The organism is Pseudoalteromonas rubra (assembly GCF_005887115.1).
GTDB lineage: Bacteria > Pseudomonadota > Gammaproteobacteria > Enterobacterales > Alteromonadaceae > Pseudoalteromonas > Pseudoalteromonas rubra_F.
This window is the reverse complement of record NZ_PNCJ01000019.1, coordinates 108,933-124,821: the sequence shown is the minus strand read 5'-3', so window position 1 is coordinate 124,821 and position 15,889 is coordinate 108,933. Positions and strand designations below refer to the sequence as shown.

Below are 15,889 nucleotides of genomic sequence, written 5' to 3'. Positions count from 1 at the left end.
AGAAGGGCACTTTTGCCCTTCTTTTTTATCTAAAGGAAACGCTATGACAAAGTCAGAACTAATCGAAAAACTTGCTGAGCAACATATTCACGTTCCAGTCAAAGACGTTGAAAATGCGGTAAAAGAGATTTTAGAGCAAATGGCAGGGTCACTTTCAAGCTCGGATCGTATCGAAATCCGCGGCTTTGGCAGCTTTTCACTCCACTATCGGTCACCTCGTACGGGCCGTAATCCTAAAACTGGTGAAACTGTAGAGCTGGATGGAAAGTATGTACCTCACTTTAAACCTGGTAAAGAACTTCGCGACCGCGTAAACGCCAGTCTTGAAAGCTGAATAATGAGGTAACGCTTGATCCAGGTAGTAAGAAAAGGATTATTTTTGGTACTGGTGATAATCGCTTTTGTACTGGGAACACAAAACCCAGCTTTGGTTAGAGTAGATTATATCATCGCCAGTTCAGAAGTGCCGTTGGCTAGTTTAATGAGTCTATGCGTGGTCTTTGGTTTAGTGCTAGGGTTGTTACTTGGCATTGGCAAAATAACGCAGTTAAAACGGCAAATTCGCCAGCAGCAGAGAGCCAATCATTCGGCGCAAGTGCAAAGCAATAAATGATTGAGTTACTTTTCCTATTGCTTCCGGTAGCAGCTGCTTATGGCTACGTCATGGGGAAAAACAGCGCTAAGAATCAAGCTCATGAACAAAACCGAAAAATCACTTCGGAATACAGCAAAGGATTAAAGTTTCTTTTAGATAGAGAAGAAGATCAGGGCCTTGAGCATCTGATAAAATTATTAGAGGTCAGTGCTGACTCCGTTGAGCACTACCTCATACTCGCCACCTTATTCCGCAAAAGGGGGGAGCTAGATCGAGCCATCCGTATTCACGAACTTTTACTCAAACAACCCAGCCTGGATAATCACGTTATTCAATCTTGCAAGCTTGCTCTTGCCGAAGATTATATCATGGCAGGTTTGTTAGACAGTGCCGAAGAGCATTTAGTCGAGTTGGTTAAAGCAGATTATGAAGAAGCACTCACGCCCATTATTCAGCTTTACTCACAAACGCGTGAATGGCAGAAAGGCGTCAATATGTATGAGAGCCATTCAGATCTGTTTACCGAGCAAGCTTATTGTGCAGCAATTGCAAATTTCTATTGCGAAGCTGCTCTTGATAGCCCTTCGCTGGAACAATGTGATACGGAGTACTTGGAGCGAGCACTCAAATTACCAAAGACGACAATCAGGCCGCTCTACGAATTAGGCCACGATGCACTGGGAAAAGAGGATAATGTCAAAGCCATCTATTATTGGCGTAAGCTAGTTTCACAATTTCCCTGTGCCGTCCCGCTTGTATTGCAAGACCTGCAAACTTGCTACCAACGTCTTAATATTGAGCATGAATTTTATACGCTGGTAAATGATTTACTTAAAGCCAGTGGTGTGCTTGTGAAAATAAAGCATTGCGAAGGTCTTGTGGAAGCGGGTCACACAGAGCAAGCGGTTGAATATCTTACAGACACGTTAAAGCGAGAACCATCAATTCGTGGTTTCAGTTTTTTACTTAAATTGCTCGCGCACAGACAAGACAAGTTTCAGTCTGTATTAAATGAAGTAGACAACCTGGTGTCTGCCTATGTAGCAACAAAACCAGACTACCAGTGTCGCAACTGTGGTTTCACCAGCCACAAACTCTATTGGTTATGTCCTTCCTGTAAATCTTGGGAGTCAATACTGCCAAGCCAGGGTGTGGACGGGTATTAAAATCGACATGTTAAAAGGTGAAATAGGTCAACTATGTCAAACACTGAAATGAAAAAGGTGCTTATTGCACTGGATTACGACAATGAAGCTGCCGCGCTGGCATTTGTATCTCAGCTTTCTCCGAATGAATGTCGACTAAAAGTTGGAAAAGAAATGTTCACCTACTTCGGTCCTCAGTTTGTCTCAAAGCTGATCGATAAAGGGTTTGACGTATTTCTTGATTTGAAGTTTCATGACATCCCGAATACTGTGGCAAAGGCTGTCACAGCAGCAGCTGAGTTGGGCGTATGGATGGTTAACGTGCATGCCAGTGGTGGCACTGAAATGATGAGCAAAGCCAAACAAGCACTTGAGGCTTATGGAGACAAAGCTCCCTTACTGATTGCAGTAACAGTACTGACTAGTATGGATCAGGCACAGCTCAGCAAATTAGGCGTGGACAAAACCCCTCAAGAACAGGTGCTTTACTTAGCCAAACTGGCAAAAGAGTCAGGGCTGGACGGTGTAGTGTGTTCTGCTCAGGAGGCGCAATCACTCAAGGCTGCATTAGGTAATGATTTCTGTTTGGTTACGCCTGGGATCCGCCCGGCGGGGAGTGATGCCGGAGATCAGAAACGTATCATGACACCTGAGCTGGCAATAAAATCGGGCAGTGACTATCTTGTGGTTGGCAGACCTATTACCCAGGCAGCCGATCCTGTTCAGGCCCTGAGCGCCATCAACGAGTCAATTAAAGGTCTTTAAACCCAAACCAAATACGACTTCTCAGACCAGCTAACTTCAGGGAGCTGGTCTTGTTGTTCTAACCCTTTTAGCTAGGGCAGCTACCTCATTTCCTAGGTCACCTCTGGATCGATATTGCGTTGGTTACTTGATCAAGAGTAGAAAAAACGACCCAATATCTATTAGTCTGCTACACTGATATTGTTACAGGAAATTTACGCATTGGTATCAACATCAAGGAGCTGATATGGACCAGCAACAAGTGGCCAGTATAGTGCATGGCCTGGCTAATGGCATTGATCCCATCACAGGAGAAATCCTGCCCGCTCAATCGCCTTATAATCACCCAGACGTGATTAGGGCGCTTTTCCAGTCTTTACAGTGGCAGCCAAAGGCCAGAAAGGTAAAGAGAACCTTGGCTCAAAAGCAGCAAGAAAACCTTGAGAAAGGACTACCGAAAAATTACGGTTTACCCTGGTCAGAAAAAGATATAGCGCAGGTGCTGGAGCAATATAAAGGGAATACAGGGATTGATAAGATTGCAGTCAACCTGGCCAGAAAACCGGGTTCAATTATTGCTGTACTGAACAAACAAGGAGTCGTTGACGATGTGCAGGCTCAACAACTGAACCAGCAATACAGGTATCAGGTGCAACGTTAATTTTGTTCTGATGGCATCACCGAATCCAGAGTTGGGCTATTCTTATTTTGTCCTCAATTGGGTGCTAATTTGAGTGTTATTGAGGATACAGGGTCTTCAATATGCAGTAATCAACATCAGGAGTGCAACGATGGATAAATTTTTAGCGGCCGCGATTGAAGAAGCGAAAAAGGGTCTTGATGAAGGAGGGATCCCGATTGGTTCTGTTCTGGTCCATAAAGGTCAAATAATTGGACGTGGGCATAACCAGAGAGTTCAGAAGGGCAGCACAGTGCTACATGGCGAAATGGATGCTCTGGAAAATGCTGGCCGTTTGAGCGCTGCGGTATATAAAGAGTGTACATTATATACCACATTGTCGCCTTGCCCAATGTGCTCAGGAACTGTCATGCTTTACGGTATACCGAAAGTAGTGATAGGGGAAAATAAAAACTTTATGGGCAATGAAGCGTTACTTCGTGAACATGGCGTAGAGTTAGATGTCCGCCAGGCTCCTGAGTGCATCACTATGATGGAAGACTTTATCAAAGCTCGCCCGGACTTATGGAATGAAGACATAGGCGAATGACTTTATCGAAAGTGAATCCCTTATCTCGACAGCAGGCAGGTCTTTGAGACTATGATGTACGTCATTAAAAAAGGAACTTAGTCCACTAATTCTTCGTCTTGCGGTTGTTTTGTGACCTGAATATTTGTTAGGCTAAAGCTTAGCAGTCTCAGAACACAATTATAAGAAGAATAGTAATGGGCAATCTATTTTTAAAAGAACGGGAGAATTGGTGGACCTGGATTGTCTGGGGTATTTTAGGGTGTGTTTCTACTGGTATCTTACTGCCGCACATTAGCGAGGTGTGGCTAGCATTATTATCGCCAGCTTGCTTCCTGCTTATTTTAACAAGTTGGATGAGTTACAGTCGACGCTTTGACTTTAGTCGTGCATTTAAGGTGCTCAGTTGTGTGACGGTCATGTCTGTCATTCCTATTTTCATTGAACATCTGTTTCCAGTCATTGATCCAACGCAGGGCATCGTGGATATGGCTTTTGTGATACTCGTATGTGTTGGGGTGAGCCTAATCGGTGCACTGTTTGCGAGAAGACCAAAGCAGTATTATTAGCCGCTAACCCCTAAAAGTGAGCAAAATGAATGAAAGATAACCAACTAAGTATTACTTTTGCAAAATCTTGAATTAAGACTTTACATTTACGCCGCAGCACAATAGAATGCGCGCCAACAACGGAGAGATGGCTGAGTGGTTGAAAGCACCGGTCTTGAAAACCGGCATACGTTAATAGCGTATCTAGGGTTCAAATCCCTATCTCTCCGCCACCTCATTCCCAAAACCGCCTATACGGCGGTTTTTTTCGTTAGGAGGCAGTGATGACTAAGCAAGTTGTTATTCATAGTTCGTTATGGGTGATTTTCAGTTTCTTCTATTTAAGTGGTCTGCAGGCTGCGTTGGTATTGGCAATTGATGGTCAGGAGTATCCCAGTATCTGGATAACTTTGTTGTATACTTTTGCCTTCAACCTGTTGGTGGGTCACATCATCACCAAGTATGAAAAGTTATTCCCTATGATTGCTGGTGCTGTTATTTCCGTGTTTGGCGTAGTTGGCTTTGGTTGTTATTTCACCGAGCGTTTGGTGGGTTATAGTAGCGAGCTAATCATAGGTTTGACGCTCAGTTTACCGTTTGCCACTTTCATCGTCAGAGAGTTCAAACAGAAAAGTTACAGCAAAACGCAATAGGCGCAAGCTACTGGCTATAGTCGCAGGCAGTCAGGCTGCCTGCACATTACCTCCAACCCTGCTGTTTCTATAAAGTTATTCGCCTCCCTGTTAGTCATCTGTGTGCTGTGATACACTGCCGCTTCTTTTAAACTGATAAATAAGTGGATCTAATATGTCAGATTTATTCAACACAGATGCTGAAAAGGCAAGTTATGGTATTGGTTTGCAAATGGGTGAGCAGCTTAAGTCTAACCCGTTTGAAGGTTTGAACCTGAACTCGGTATTTGAAGGTATGAAAGATGCCTACGCCGGTGAAGCATTCCGTGTCGAGATCCCTGAGATCCAGGCTGCATTCGAAAAAATCAATGCAGAAATTCAACAGCGTCGTGAAGAAGAAGCTAAAGTACTGGCTGCTGAAGGCACTGCATTCCTGGAAGAAAATGCCAAGCGCGCTGAAATCACAGTCACTGAGTCTGGTCTGCAGTACGAAGTGATCGAAACAGGTGAAGGCGACAAGCCAGCAGCTGATTCAACTGTTCGTGTTCATTACCACGGTACTCTGATCAACGGTAACGTATTCGACAGCTCTTACGAGCGTGGTCAGCCTGCTGAGTTCCCAGTAAATGGCGTAATCAAAGGTTGGACTGAAGCACTACAGCTAATGTCTGTTGGCTCTAAATGGCGTCTGTATGTACCACACGACCTTGCCTACGGCGAGCGTGGTGCCGGTGCATCAATCGCACCTTTCTCAACATTGATCTTCGATGTTGAGCTGTTAGAAGTACTATAATCTAACGCCAGAGGCCGTTTAATGTTAGCGGCCTTTACTTTTACCCCTGCAGTGCTTGGCTATTCTCTCCCATTATTATAAATCTTCAATTTTAAATTTTTTGTTAACGTGATATTTGTTGTGTTTAATATTTATACAACATGGAGCACGTTATGTTTAAGAAAACCTGTCTTACTTTAGCTGTGGCTATATCTGGCCTGTCAATGCAGTCTGCATGGGCACAAGAGGCTTTCTGTCCACGAGTTGAAGGCTTTTATTCTACCTGGGATTACCCTGCGGGAGGTCAACTGGATGTTCAGGACCTGGCTACCGATAAGCTCACCCATATTATAGTGGCATTTGCCTATCCCAATGCCGATGGTACGCTGAATACACTTGAAGCTGATCGCTATATTGATGATATTGTGGCACATGCCCATGCTAACAACACAGGCGTCATGATCTCAGTAGGCGGTGCCGGCGTCGACTTTCTGTCTATGGATGAGCAGGCACGGGCCAACCTGGTAAAAAACCTGGTTGCTTACGCTGAGCTGCACAACCTGGACGGTATCGATGTCGACTGGGAAGACTGGAGTACCTACAACCAGCCAAACCCGGTAGAGAGCGGTTATTTGCTTAACCTGGTCAAAGATCTCAGAGCCGCATTACCCGCACATCTTGAAGTGAGTGTTGATGTTCAGGCCGGTGGTTGGTCGGGGATTAACTTCCACCCGGACTTAGATGAGCATGCCGATTACATACGCTTCATGGCTTATGACTATACCGGCGGCTGGGGTGGCTCACCGAAAAACCACCATGCCGCCTGGTCTTATATCCACGATGGCTTGGTTAATCCTGCACAGTGGAGCCAAAGCATGATCACTAAGTATGACGTGAGTAAAACCAGCTTAGGTATTCCTTTTTATAATAAGTCCTTCCCAGACGGGGTGAGTGGCCCTGTGATGACTTATACGGCACGAGACATTGTCGAAACCTTTGTTGACGGACTTGGCGTTGATTACAACGCGGGCTTTTATGAGCTGGATAACTATCTGCATTTTTGGGAGACACCGGAGCTGGTGCGTACCAAGTCACAGTTTGTTGCCGACAATGGTTATCCGGGCATTTTTATCTGGGAGCTGCATCAGGACGCGCGCGGTGAGAATAAGCTCCTGGATGCCATTGGGGACGTTCTACCTAAATGCCAGCCTTGTGCCGAGTCCTGGCAAGCTTACCCGAGTGTGTACCACACAGGAGATGTCGTGAGCTTTGCAGGAAAAAACTGGCGGGTTAACGGTGGTCCTTTGCATGGTGTTACACCTATGACTGAAGGGCATGCGCACAGGTACACCGAATTGGGTGCGTGCCAGAACTATGCTGTAGCCCAATAAGTCCAACAGGCATAAAAAAAGCCCCAAGCGGGGCTTTTTAAAACTAAATCAGATTAGTAAGTTGCACTACCTTTGGTGCGCGGGAAGGCGATAACGTCACGGACGTTGCCCATACCGGTTACATAAGCAACCAGGCGCTCAAAGCCTAGACCGAAGCCTGAGTGCGGCACTGTGCCGTATTTACGCAGGTCGCGGTACCAGCTGTAGTCTTCTTTATCCAGACCCATTTCTTCCAGACGCTTATCAAGCACATCCAGACGCTCTTCACGCTGAGAGCCACCGATGATTTCACCGATGCCCGGTGCAACAACGTCCATTGCGGCAACGGTTTTGCCGTCTTCGTTCTGGCGCATGTAGAAAGCTTTGATGTCACGCGGGTAGTTCTTGATAACAACCGGCGCGTTAAAGTGCTCTTCTGCCAGGTAACGCTCGTGCTCTGATTGCAGATCTACGCCCCAGTCAACCGGGAATTCAAACTTCTTACCACAGTTTTTCAGGATCTCGATCGCATCGGTATAATCAACCTGTGCGAAGTCTTTGTCGATAAAGGACTCCAGACGTGTGATTGCCTGTTTTTCGATACGTTGTGCAAAGAACTCCATGTCGTCACGGCGCTCTTCCAATACCGCTTTAAAGGCATATTTCAGCATGTCTTCGGCAAGGGCTGCAATGTCGTCCAGATCGGCAAACGCCACTTCCGGCTCAACCATCCAGAATTCCGCCAAGTGACGCGAGGTATTCGAGTTTTCAGCGCGGAACGTTGGGCCAAACGTATAGATTTTTGACATGGCGCTGGCATACGTTTCGCCGTTCAGCTGACCAGAAACGGTCAGGAAAGCTTCTTTGCCAAAAAAGTCTTCGCTGTAATCAATGTCGCCTTTGTCTGTGCGTGGTAGGTTTTGCATATCCAGTGTAGAAACACGGAACATTTCGCCGGCACCTTCACAGTCACTTGCTGTGATGATAGGAGTGCTGATCCACATGTAACCTCTTTCGTGGAAGAAACGGTGGATAGCTTGCGACAAACAGTTACGAACGCGAGTAACCGCGCCAATAACGTTGGTGCGTGGACGCAGGTGTGCATGTTCACGCAGATATTCGATGCTGTGACGCTTTGCTGCCATCGGGTAAGTATCCGGATTCTCAACCCAGCCCAGTACTTCTACTTTGTTAGCCTGAATTTCAAAAGCCTGCCCCTGACCTTCAGAGGCCACCAGAACACCGGTCACGGCCACAGAGCAGCCAGCGGTAAGACGAGTCACTTCTTCATAATTATTAAGCGAATTAGGGACTACGGCTTGAATAGGATCGAAACAAGAACCGTCATGGACGGCTAGGAATGAAATACCCGCTTTTGAATCGCGTCGTGTACGGATCCAGCCTTTTACAGTAACTTGGCTGTCTACCGCAACGGTGCCTGCTAGTAGCTCCGTTATCGCTGTGTGGCTCATCTTTACTCCAAAATGATTATTTATAATTAGTCTGTTGCGTGTGTTGTTTAACTCACTGCCATGACCACGCTTTTTGCGCAGTCAGCTATGTCGTATCTTACCTGCGATAGACGCATAAAAAAACCATCAAATGCGGGTGCAGGGTAATTTCTTTGGGCTTTTTTGCACTTGGCTGCGGTCAGTGCAAAACTATTGATTGATATTTGCGCAATATGACGTTTTGTTGTGGAAAAGTGCGATCAGATTGAAGGGCTGACACTAAAAAAGCGCGGCCTTTTGTCTGATGAATTACTTAAATGCAAAATTTATGGCATTATATCCTTCTACTACTAAGAAAAACTGGATATAAGTCGTTCAATAGATGAAACAGGCATTTATATTACGGGGATTACCTGGCTCTGGGAAAACACATTACGCTTACGCACTGGCAGATGAGCTGGTAGCAGGTGACGAAACGCAATTCATCATTTGTTCAACTGATGATTACTTTCATAATGAGCAGGGCGAATATCATTTTGAAAAGTTCAGACTGCCGGAATACCATAATCTGAACCTGGCACGCTTTATCAATGCGCTAGCTGAGGGGATCCCGCTGGTGATAGCTGATAACACCAATATCAAGCGCTGGGAGTTTGTTGCTTACACCAGTGCAGCACAGGCGATGGGGTATCAGGTCAAAGAAGTGATAGTCGGCGAAGTGAAAGATAAGTCAATGCAGCACTTATATGCCAAACGTAACACGCATGGTGTGGCACTGAGAACCATCAGTAAAATGGCCTATATGTTTGAGTGGTAGTTGCAATAAGCGATTATCTGAAAAGAAAAAGCCGACAACGTTGTCGGCTTTCTTGTAACTTGAACCCTTACATGGCTTCGTATTCGTCCTGCCAGAAGAATTTTTCCTCGCCAAATGCCGGCTTAAGGCCATCCAGCCAGGTCGCTTCTTCATCGTATTTGGCAAAGAAAGGTCTTTGCACCCAATCCGGGTTACGGGCCTGAATAAAACGTAATACAAACACTTTTTCGCCGTTGATTTCTGTTACACCAGAAACTTCAACCTTACCCGGTCCGGCACTCATGGAAGGTCCACGTACTGTGCGGCTCACACCCGATACTTCTTTATAGGCATCGCGGAAGATTTCCCAGGTCTTGTAAAGCGGTAATTCAAAGTAACGCTTTGCACCGGTATCACGCTCAATGAACATGTAATAAGGGATCATGCCCATTTGTGTTTGCTCTTTCCACATCTCAGACCACATCTTAGGGTCGGTGTTGAGGTGGTTAAGCAAAGGTGCCTGAGTACGGATCTGTACACCAGTCTTACGTAGCAATTTAATCGCTTCTTTGGCAATGTCAGTGCGTAGCTCTTGTTTGTGATTAACGTGCGCCATAATAGACACATGCTTACCGGCGTCGACCAGCTCTTTAAGCAGGGCTAACAAGTCTTGCGCATCTGGATCGGTCACATAACGGAATGGCCAGAAAGTCAGAGACTTAGTACCAATACGAATAGTACGAATATGATCAAAGCGCGGCTCTTTCAGCGCTTCCAGGTATTTACGTAGCTTAACAGTACGCATTACCATAGGGTCACCGCCTGTCATAAGCAGATCGGTCACTTCTGTGTGCTCTTCCAGATAACTGTGTAGCAGATCTTCGTCGTTGTTGTTGAAGCGGGTTGCTTTACCAACGAACTGTGCCCAGCGGAAACAGAAAGTACAGTAAGAGTGACAGTACTGGCCCTGTGCCGGGAAGAACAGCACGGTTTCTTTGTATTTGTGCTGAATACCCTCAACGCGCTCACCGTCAAAGGTGGGGACGTTTTTGTCCATCTGACCGGCTGGATGCGGATTAAGCTTTTGTCTTAACTTGGTTGATAGCTCAAAAACTTCTTCTGGCGTGTGCTCACGCTTAAGCAGTGCGGCCATTTCTTCGTACGACTCGTCGTCCAGCATGCCACGCTGCGGGAAAGTAAGCTGAAAAACGGGATCGTTAGGTACTTTGTCCCAGTCAATCAGTTCATCAATAACATAGTTGTTCACGCGGAAAGGGAAAACGTTTGCAACCACCTTCATCTGGAAGCGCAGGTGCTCAGGCAGTTTTTCAAGTTGCTCAATTTTATCAATCTGACGGTGTTGATAAACAGTAAAGCGCGGTGGCTGATAAGCTTCAGCTGGCTGCAATTTGACGGTTTGTTGCATAGTTACTCGATTCTCAACTCTATTTCGAAATTTACAATCAAAGTCGCCTAGTCTAACAAAGCCATGAAATGATTTCAGGTACAAACGATGAAATATCTTAAATAATTGCAAAATTGGCAAAAAAAGTGCCAATTTCGCTTTTATTGTCGCACTTTTTAGCTGTGCTGAGGAAAACTAGTACGCGTTCTGTGCGATGGCGTCATAAACCCCATCAGCCAGCTGCGCGATATCTTCATCCGGTGTGATATACGGAGGCATCAGATAAATCAGCCTGCCAAACGGGCGGATCCACAAGCCTTTTTTAATAAAAAAGCGCTGTATCTTTGCCACATCTATAGTGCGGTTTACTTCAACCACCCCGATTGCGCCCAGCACTCTGACATCCTGCACTGCCTCCAGTGTTTTACAACGCTCGAGCAACGTTAAACTATTTGCCAGGCGCTGGACCTGTTGTTGCCAGGCATTACTTTGTAGCAGGGTCAGGCTTGCATTTGCAGCAGCGCAGGCCAGCGGATTACCCATAAAGGTGGGGCCGTGCATCAGTACTTTGGCTTCGCCCTGACTGATCCCAATGGCTATCTCATCTGTGGTGAGCGTTGCCGACAGTGTCATGGTGCCGCCGGTGAGGGCTTTACCCAGGCACAGAATATCCGGGCTAATGTCGGCGTGCTCGCAGGCAAATAATTTTCCGGTACGGCCAAAGCCGGTCGCTATCTCATCGAGGATCAGCAAAACATCATATTGGTCGCACAGTGTGCGGAGCTTTTTCAGGTAATCCGGGTGATAGAAGTTCATCCCGCCGGCGTTTTGTACGATAGGCTCAATGATAAATGCGGCAACCTCCTGATGATGGGCTGCAAATGACGCTTCAAGTTGCGCAAGCTCTTCTTCACATGCCCGTTCATGAAAGCGCCCGGAGGGTGCTGGCACAAAAACATGCTCCGGCAGAAAGCCCTGATACATGCTGTGCATAGAATTCACCGGATCGCACACACTCATGGCGGCAAAGGTATCGCCATGATAGCCTTTTTGCGCTGTCATCAGTTTAGTTTTGCGTGTATGGCCCTGGCTCAGCCAGTACTGCAGAGCCATTTTAATCGCCACTTCAACGCTAACCGATCCGCTGTCTGCCAGGAACACTTTATTGAGGGGGGCCGGGGTCATGGCAACCAACTTTTTACACAACTCAACCGCTGGTGCATGGGTCAGTCCGCCAAACATTACATGACTCATCTTGCCTGCTTGCTCAGTAATTGCAGTGACAATGTCGGGGTGGTTATAGCCATGAATGGCGCTCCACCAGGATGCCATACCATCAATTAATTCTTCGCCTGTTTCCAGGTGGATACGGTTGTCCTGGGTATGGCTTGCCGGGTAAACGGGCAGAGGATCCTGCATGGAGGTGTAGGGGTGCCAGATATGGGCTTTATCAAAGGCTAAATCAATCGCGTTAATATTGCTCACTTGTAAACCTTGCTTGAGTGGTCCGTGTTGACAATGTTAAAGCAAGAAGTAGACTAAGCCAATCACCGTCATAACAACTGACTAAAAAATGTCAGTCAAAAGAAGAGAATAATTATGGAATTGGGCACAGTACGTCACGATTGGACGCATAAAGAAGTTAAAGCACTATTTGAAATGCCATTCAATGATCTGTTGTTTCATGCTGCGAGCATCCACAGAAAAAACTTTAATCCCAATGAAGTACAGATCTCTACACTCTTATCGATAAAAACCGGTGCGTGTCCGGAAGACTGCAAATACTGCCCTCAGTCGGGTCATTATAAAACCGACCTGGAGCGTGAACGTCTGATGGAAGTAGAAAAAGTGGTAGCACAGGCCAAGGTGGCCAAAGAAAAAGGCGCAACGCGTTTTTGTATGGGTGCAGCCTGGTCTGATCCGAAAGATCGCGACATGCCTTATATCGAGAAAATGGTGCGCGAAGTCAGAGAGCTGGGCCTGGAGACTTGTATGACGCTGGGCAAGCTTGATAATGATAAAGCCCATGCACTCAGAGAAGCGGGCTTAGATTACTACAACCACAACCTGGATACATCGCCTGAGTACTATGAGCAGATCATCACCACGCGGACTTATCAGGATCGTCTGGATACACTTGATCATGTGCGTGATGCGGGTATGAAAGTCTGTTCCGGTGGTATTGTTGGTATGGGTGAGCAAGCTTCTGACCGCTATGGTCTGCTGATGCAGCTGGCTAACTTGCCAAAACAACCTGAGAGTGTGCCAATTAACATGCTGGTGAAAGTCGCGGGCACACCACTTGAAGACGTAGAAGATCTGGACCACTTTGAGTTTATTCGCACCATTGCTGTCGCACGTATTATGATGCCGTACAGCTATGTGCGCTTGTCTGCGGGCCGTACTGCCATGAACGAGCAGATGCAGTCGATGTGCTTCTTTGCCGGTGCAAACTCGATTTTCTACGGTGATAAGCTACTTACAACGGAAAACCCGGAAGCCGATGCAGACATGAACCTGCTGAGAAAACTGGGTATGCAACCGGAGAAGCGTCAGGATTACTCAGACGAAGCTTATGAAGCGTCTCTGAATTCTGCCATTGCAGACAAAGCCACTTCTGAACTGTTCTACGAAGCCAACTAAATGGCCTTTGAGTTCATCGATGCGGCTCTGAATACCAGAGCTGCGGCATCTTTGCTGCGTCATCGTCAGTGCTTTGATAAGGTCTCTGCCCGTGAAATAGAAGTGGATGGTAAGCGTTACCTCAACTTCGCCAGTAACGATTATCTGGCACTGGCCGACCAAACACTGAACCTGACAGGTCAACCAGGCAGTCGTAGTTCCGCACTGGTGACCGGATTTCAGTCAGTGCATGCGGCGTTTGAATCGCAGCTGTGTGAAGCCTTTGGTTATGACAAAGCATTGCTGTTCGCAAGTGGCTTTGCGGCTAATACCAGTGTGCTTCAGGCTCTATTTAACGACCCGGCGGTTGGGCGCGAGTCAGAGCTGTTTCAGGATAAACTCAACCATGCCAGCTTGCTCGACGGTGCGTTGCACAGCCAGGCCAAACTCACCCGATTCAACCACAACGATGTGGGGCATTTGCGTGCCCGGCTAGAAAAATCCAAAGCAAAACATAAACTGATTGTGACGGAGGGCGTGTTCTCGATGGACGGGGACTGTGCGCCTTTAGCTGATATTGCACAGCTTGCAAAAACCCATAACGCCTGGCTGATGGTCGATGACGCCCACGCGCTGGGCGTGGTAGGCGACAACGGGCTGGGCAGTATTGAACGTGGCGTAAAACCAGAGCTTTTGGTGATCACCTTTGGCAAAGCCATGGCCTGTCAGGGGGCTGCGGTGTTATGCAGTGAACGGGTTCAGCAGTATTTATTACAGTTTAGCCGCGAATATATTTATTCCACTGCGTTGTCGCCCATGCTGACCGGCATAGCAAGCAGCCAGTTTGCTCAGTTACGCGGTGCAGTGCCACAAAGAACGGCATTAAAAAATAACATTGCCTATTTTACGCAAACCGCTGCGCAATTAGGCATTGCTGTGATGCCCTCAGATACAGCCATTCAGCCTATTGTGCTGGGCTCAGCAGAAAACGCACTGGCGGCACAACAGCAGCTCAAAGAGCGGGGCATTTGGCTCACTGCCATTCGCCCACCCACGGTGCCACAAAACGCTGCCCGGCTGCGTGTGACGCTGACTGCTGCGCATACAACACAAGATATAAATGCGTTACTCAATGCACTTAAGGAGGCGATATGAGTGCGTCTGTTAAAGCGCTGGTCGCTTCACGTTTTTCTCGCGCGTCTCAGGTTTATGTACAGCATGCCAATGTCCAGCAACAAGCCGCGGAGATCCTGCTCAGGAAAATCACCCAACCCAGTACAACCTTGTTAGACCTGGGCGCCGGTCCTATGCAGCACTATGACGCGCTAAGTGCACGCTGCGCTCAGCTGGTGGCGCTGGACCTCAGTTCAGGTATGTTAGAGCAGGGGCCTCAGGATGCTTATAAAGTCTGCGCGGATATGGACAATTTACCGCTGGCAGATAACTGTGTAGATGCCATTTTCAGCAACTTTGCTATGCAATGGAGTCAGGATCATCCGGCATTGTTTAAGGCGCTGAATCGAATATTAAAACCCGGCGGTAAAGCCTATCTGAGTGTTGTTGCCGACGGCTCGCTGTGCGAAATACAGCAGGCCTGGCAGAATGTAGATGCGCACTGTCATATTAATCGGTTTACACCCTTCGACAGTTTGCTTACCTATAGCGAAGAAGCTGGGTTTGCACTAGATGATGCCCAGCTGATGTGCCTTAAAGAAACCTTTGCAACTGCACAGGCAGCTTTTAAATCTGTGAAAGCCATCGGTGCTAACCAGTTGCAACATGAAGGCCAGCGCCGTGGCTTGCTGGGCAAGACACAATATCGTAAATTACTGGCAGGATATCCACTTACCAATGGCCGTGCCCAGTTAAGTTATCAGGTTGCGTTTATGGAGCTGACTAAATTATGAGTGCATTTTTTATCACTGGCACAGACACCGAAGTGGGCAAGACCCATGTCTCTTCTTTGCTGCTAAAACTATTGGCCCAGCGGGGGAAAAAAGCGGTGGGCTTTAAACCATTAGCGGCAGGTGCCGAGGAAGCCTTTGGCCAGCTGGTTAATGAAGATGCACTAAGCCTGATGGAAGCGGCGTCAGTGCACGGTAAATACGAGCAGATCAATCCGTTTTGCTTTGAACCGCCCATTGCACCACATATCGCTGCCCAGCGCGCAGGTGTGACTATTAGCTGTGAAGCCTTAAGTGAAAGGTATCAGGAGCTAAGCAGCTTAGGTGCTGAGTATACGCTGGTGGAAGGCGCCGGTGGCTGGGCATTGCCGATCAACGATACTCAGTTTTTGTATGACTGGATAAAGCAAGAAGAATTGCCCGTGATCCTGGTGGTGGGTATGAAGCTGGGCTGTCTGAACCATGCATTTTTGACCGAGCAGGCAATAGCCGCCGCAGGGCTAAACTGTGTTGGTTGGGTGGCCAATCAGGTAGACCCCGAGATGCAGGAATACGACGCCAATCTGGAGACCTTAAAACAGCGGTTAAAAGCACCATTGCTTGCTGTCGCACCATACAGCGAAGGCACAGCCAAACTACAGATCCACAGTGCATTGCTTGATTTACTGGGTCTTCAGCACAGCGCCAAAGCGTGACC

The 15,889-nt window shown here is 47.3% G+C and carries 18 protein-coding genes and 1 tRNA gene; 16 read left to right on the top strand and 3 right to left on the bottom strand.

The features are described 5' to 3' along the window. The first annotated feature begins 43 nt into the window (after positions 1-43). The 11 genes from ihfB to CWB98_RS14815 all read left to right on the top strand — a co-directional run bounded on the left by ihfB (position 44) and on the right by CWB98_RS14815 (position 7,035). Positions 44-334: an integration host factor subunit beta gene (gene ihfB, locus CWB98_RS14865; RefSeq protein ID WP_046004371.1), complete on the top strand. Its 291-nt coding sequence runs from the start codon at positions 44-46 to the stop codon at positions 332-334. A 15-nt stretch (positions 335-349) separates the two neighbouring features. Then, entirely contained in the window at positions 350-613 is a 264-nt protein-coding gene (locus tag CWB98_RS14860; RefSeq protein ID WP_138545568.1) for a lipopolysaccharide assembly protein LapA domain-containing protein, read from the top strand. After that, the gene (gene lapB, locus CWB98_RS14855; RefSeq protein ID WP_138545567.1) at positions 610-1,761 is read left to right on the top strand and encodes a lipopolysaccharide assembly protein LapB; all 1,152 of its coding nucleotides are present in this window, start codon (positions 610-612) and stop codon (positions 1,759-1,761) included. Before CWB98_RS14860 ends, lapB begins: the two co-directional genes overlap by 4 nt. 33 nt (positions 1,762-1,794) lie before the next feature. Beyond that, positions 1,795-2,505: an orotidine-5'-phosphate decarboxylase gene (gene pyrF / locus CWB98_RS14850; RefSeq protein WP_138545566.1), complete on the top strand. Its 711-nt coding sequence runs from the start codon at positions 1,795-1,797 to the stop codon at positions 2,503-2,505. Between the two features lie 226 nt (positions 2,506-2,731). Continuing rightward, positions 2,732-3,145 (top strand): hypothetical protein, encoded by a 414-nt coding sequence (locus tag CWB98_RS14845; RefSeq protein WP_138545565.1) that lies wholly within the window; start codon positions 2,732-2,734, stop codon positions 3,143-3,145. A 130-nt stretch (positions 3,146-3,275) separates the two neighbouring features. Continuing rightward, positions 3,276-3,713, top strand: coding sequence for a nucleoside deaminase (locus CWB98_RS14840; protein ID WP_138545564.1), 438 nt, complete (start codon positions 3,276-3,278; stop codon positions 3,711-3,713). 176 nt (positions 3,714-3,889) lie between these two features. Next, entirely contained in the window at positions 3,890-4,261 is a 372-nt protein-coding gene (locus CWB98_RS14835; RefSeq protein WP_138545563.1) for a hypothetical protein, read from the top strand. Positions 4,262-4,382: 121 nt separating this feature from the next. After that, positions 4,383-4,473: transfer RNA gene (locus CWB98_RS14830), tRNA-Ser, on the top strand. A gap of 51 nt (positions 4,474-4,524) precedes the next feature. Continuing rightward, positions 4,525-4,893, top strand: coding sequence for a hypothetical protein (locus CWB98_RS14825; protein WP_138545562.1), 369 nt, complete (start codon positions 4,525-4,527; stop codon positions 4,891-4,893). A gap of 154 nt (positions 4,894-5,047) precedes the next feature. Further along, positions 5,048-5,665 carry an FKBP-type peptidyl-prolyl cis-trans isomerase gene (locus CWB98_RS14820; RefSeq protein ID WP_138545561.1) on the top strand — a complete coding sequence of 206 codons (618 nt, stop codon included), beginning with the start codon at positions 5,048-5,050 and terminating at the stop codon, positions 5,663-5,665. Positions 5,666-5,817: 152 nt separating this feature from the next. Beyond that, positions 5,818-7,035 (top strand): glycoside hydrolase family 18 protein, encoded by a 1,218-nt coding sequence (locus CWB98_RS14815; RefSeq protein WP_138545560.1) that lies wholly within the window; start codon positions 5,818-5,820, stop codon positions 7,033-7,035. Positions 7,036-7,088: 53 nt separating this feature from the next. Here the strand turns inward: CWB98_RS14815 and asnS are convergent, their stop codons facing one another. Next, entirely contained in the window at positions 7,089-8,486 is a 1,398-nt protein-coding gene (gene asnS, locus CWB98_RS14810; RefSeq protein ID WP_054015032.1) for an asparagine--tRNA ligase, read from the bottom strand. 361 nt (positions 8,487-8,847) lie between these two features. Here asnS and CWB98_RS14805 point away from each other — a divergent pair, with 361 nt between their 5' ends. After that, on the top strand, positions 8,848-9,282 hold the full coding sequence (locus CWB98_RS14805) for an AAA family ATPase (protein ID WP_046004386.1): 435 nt from the start codon (positions 8,848-8,850) through the stop codon (positions 9,280-9,282). A gap of 67 nt (positions 9,283-9,349) precedes the next feature. Here the strand turns inward: CWB98_RS14805 and CWB98_RS14800 are convergent, their stop codons facing one another. Together CWB98_RS14800 and bioA are read right to left on the bottom strand one after the other, a co-directional pair. Continuing rightward, a complete protein-coding gene (locus CWB98_RS14800; RefSeq protein WP_125717577.1) occupies positions 9,350-10,687 on the bottom strand; it encodes a KamA family radical SAM protein in 1,338 nt (445 codons plus the stop codon). Between the two features lie 174 nt (positions 10,688-10,861). After that, positions 10,862-12,151 carry an adenosylmethionine--8-amino-7-oxononanoate transaminase gene (gene bioA, locus CWB98_RS14795; RefSeq protein WP_138545559.1) on the bottom strand — a complete coding sequence of 430 codons (1,290 nt, stop codon included), beginning with the start codon at positions 12,149-12,151 and terminating at the stop codon, positions 10,862-10,864. Between the two features lie 114 nt (positions 12,152-12,265). Between bioA and bioB the strand changes: the two genes are divergently transcribed. From bioB to bioD, 4 genes are read left to right on the top strand one after another with little or no spacing between them, the layout of a single operon-like run. Then, entirely contained in the window at positions 12,266-13,309 is a 1,044-nt protein-coding gene (bioB, locus tag CWB98_RS14790) for a biotin synthase BioB (protein ID WP_046004389.1), read from the top strand. Continuing rightward, entirely contained in the window at positions 13,310-14,443 is a 1,134-nt protein-coding gene (locus tag CWB98_RS14785) for an aminotransferase class I/II-fold pyridoxal phosphate-dependent enzyme (protein WP_138545558.1), read from the top strand. Further along, the gene (locus tag CWB98_RS14780; RefSeq protein ID WP_138545557.1) at positions 14,440-15,195 is read left to right on the top strand and encodes a methyltransferase domain-containing protein; all 756 of its coding nucleotides are present in this window, start codon (positions 14,440-14,442) and stop codon (positions 15,193-15,195) included. The genes CWB98_RS14785 and CWB98_RS14780 overlap by 4 nt, the downstream gene beginning before the upstream one ends. Then, positions 15,192-15,887 (top strand): dethiobiotin synthase, encoded by a 696-nt coding sequence (gene bioD / locus CWB98_RS14775; protein ID WP_171045662.1) that lies wholly within the window; start codon positions 15,192-15,194, stop codon positions 15,885-15,887. Before CWB98_RS14780 ends, bioD begins: the two co-directional genes overlap by 4 nt. The last annotated feature ends 2 nt before the right edge of the window (positions 15,888-15,889 follow it).

Excerpts from the sequence above, each read along its gene's own strand:
- lapB (WP_138545567.1), top strand. The coding sequence starts at position 610 with ATGATTGAGTTACTTTTCCTATTGCTTCCGGTAGCAGCTGCTTATGGC.
- CWB98_RS14825 (WP_138545562.1), top strand. The coding sequence starts at position 4,525 with ATGACTAAGCAAGTTGTTATTCATAGTTCGTTATGGGTGATTTTCAGT.
- asnS (WP_054015032.1), bottom strand. The coding sequence starts at position 8,486 with ATGAGCCACACAGCGATAACGGAGCTACTAGCAGGCACCGTTGCGGTA.
- bioD (WP_171045662.1), top strand. The coding sequence starts at position 15,192 with ATGAGTGCATTTTTTATCACTGGCACAGACACCGAAGTGGGCAAGACC.
- CWB98_RS14800 (WP_125717577.1), bottom strand. The coding sequence starts at position 10,687 with ATGCAACAAACCGTCAAATTGCAGCCAGCTGAAGCTTATCAGCCACCG.
- ihfB (WP_046004371.1), top strand. The coding sequence starts at position 44 with ATGACAAAGTCAGAACTAATCGAAAAACTTGCTGAGCAACATATTCAC.
- CWB98_RS14820 (WP_138545561.1), top strand. The coding sequence starts at position 5,048 with ATGTCAGATTTATTCAACACAGATGCTGAAAAGGCAAGTTATGGTATT.
- bioB (WP_046004389.1), top strand. The coding sequence starts at position 12,266 with ATGGAATTGGGCACAGTACGTCACGATTGGACGCATAAAGAAGTTAAA.
- pyrF (WP_138545566.1), top strand. The coding sequence starts at position 1,795 with ATGTCAAACACTGAAATGAAAAAGGTGCTTATTGCACTGGATTACGAC.
- CWB98_RS14835 (WP_138545563.1), top strand. The coding sequence starts at position 3,890 with ATGGGCAATCTATTTTTAAAAGAACGGGAGAATTGGTGGACCTGGATT.
- CWB98_RS14840 (WP_138545564.1), top strand. The coding sequence starts at position 3,276 with ATGGATAAATTTTTAGCGGCCGCGATTGAAGAAGCGAAAAAGGGTCTT.
- CWB98_RS14785 (WP_138545558.1), top strand. The coding sequence starts at position 13,310 with ATGGCCTTTGAGTTCATCGATGCGGCTCTGAATACCAGAGCTGCGGCA.
- CWB98_RS14780 (WP_138545557.1), top strand. The coding sequence starts at position 14,440 with ATGAGTGCGTCTGTTAAAGCGCTGGTCGCTTCACGTTTTTCTCGCGCG.
- CWB98_RS14805 (WP_046004386.1), top strand. The coding sequence starts at position 8,848 with ATGAAACAGGCATTTATATTACGGGGATTACCTGGCTCTGGGAAAACA.
- CWB98_RS14845 (WP_138545565.1), top strand. The coding sequence starts at position 2,732 with ATGGACCAGCAACAAGTGGCCAGTATAGTGCATGGCCTGGCTAATGGC.
- CWB98_RS14815 (WP_138545560.1), top strand. The coding sequence starts at position 5,818 with ATGTTTAAGAAAACCTGTCTTACTTTAGCTGTGGCTATATCTGGCCTG.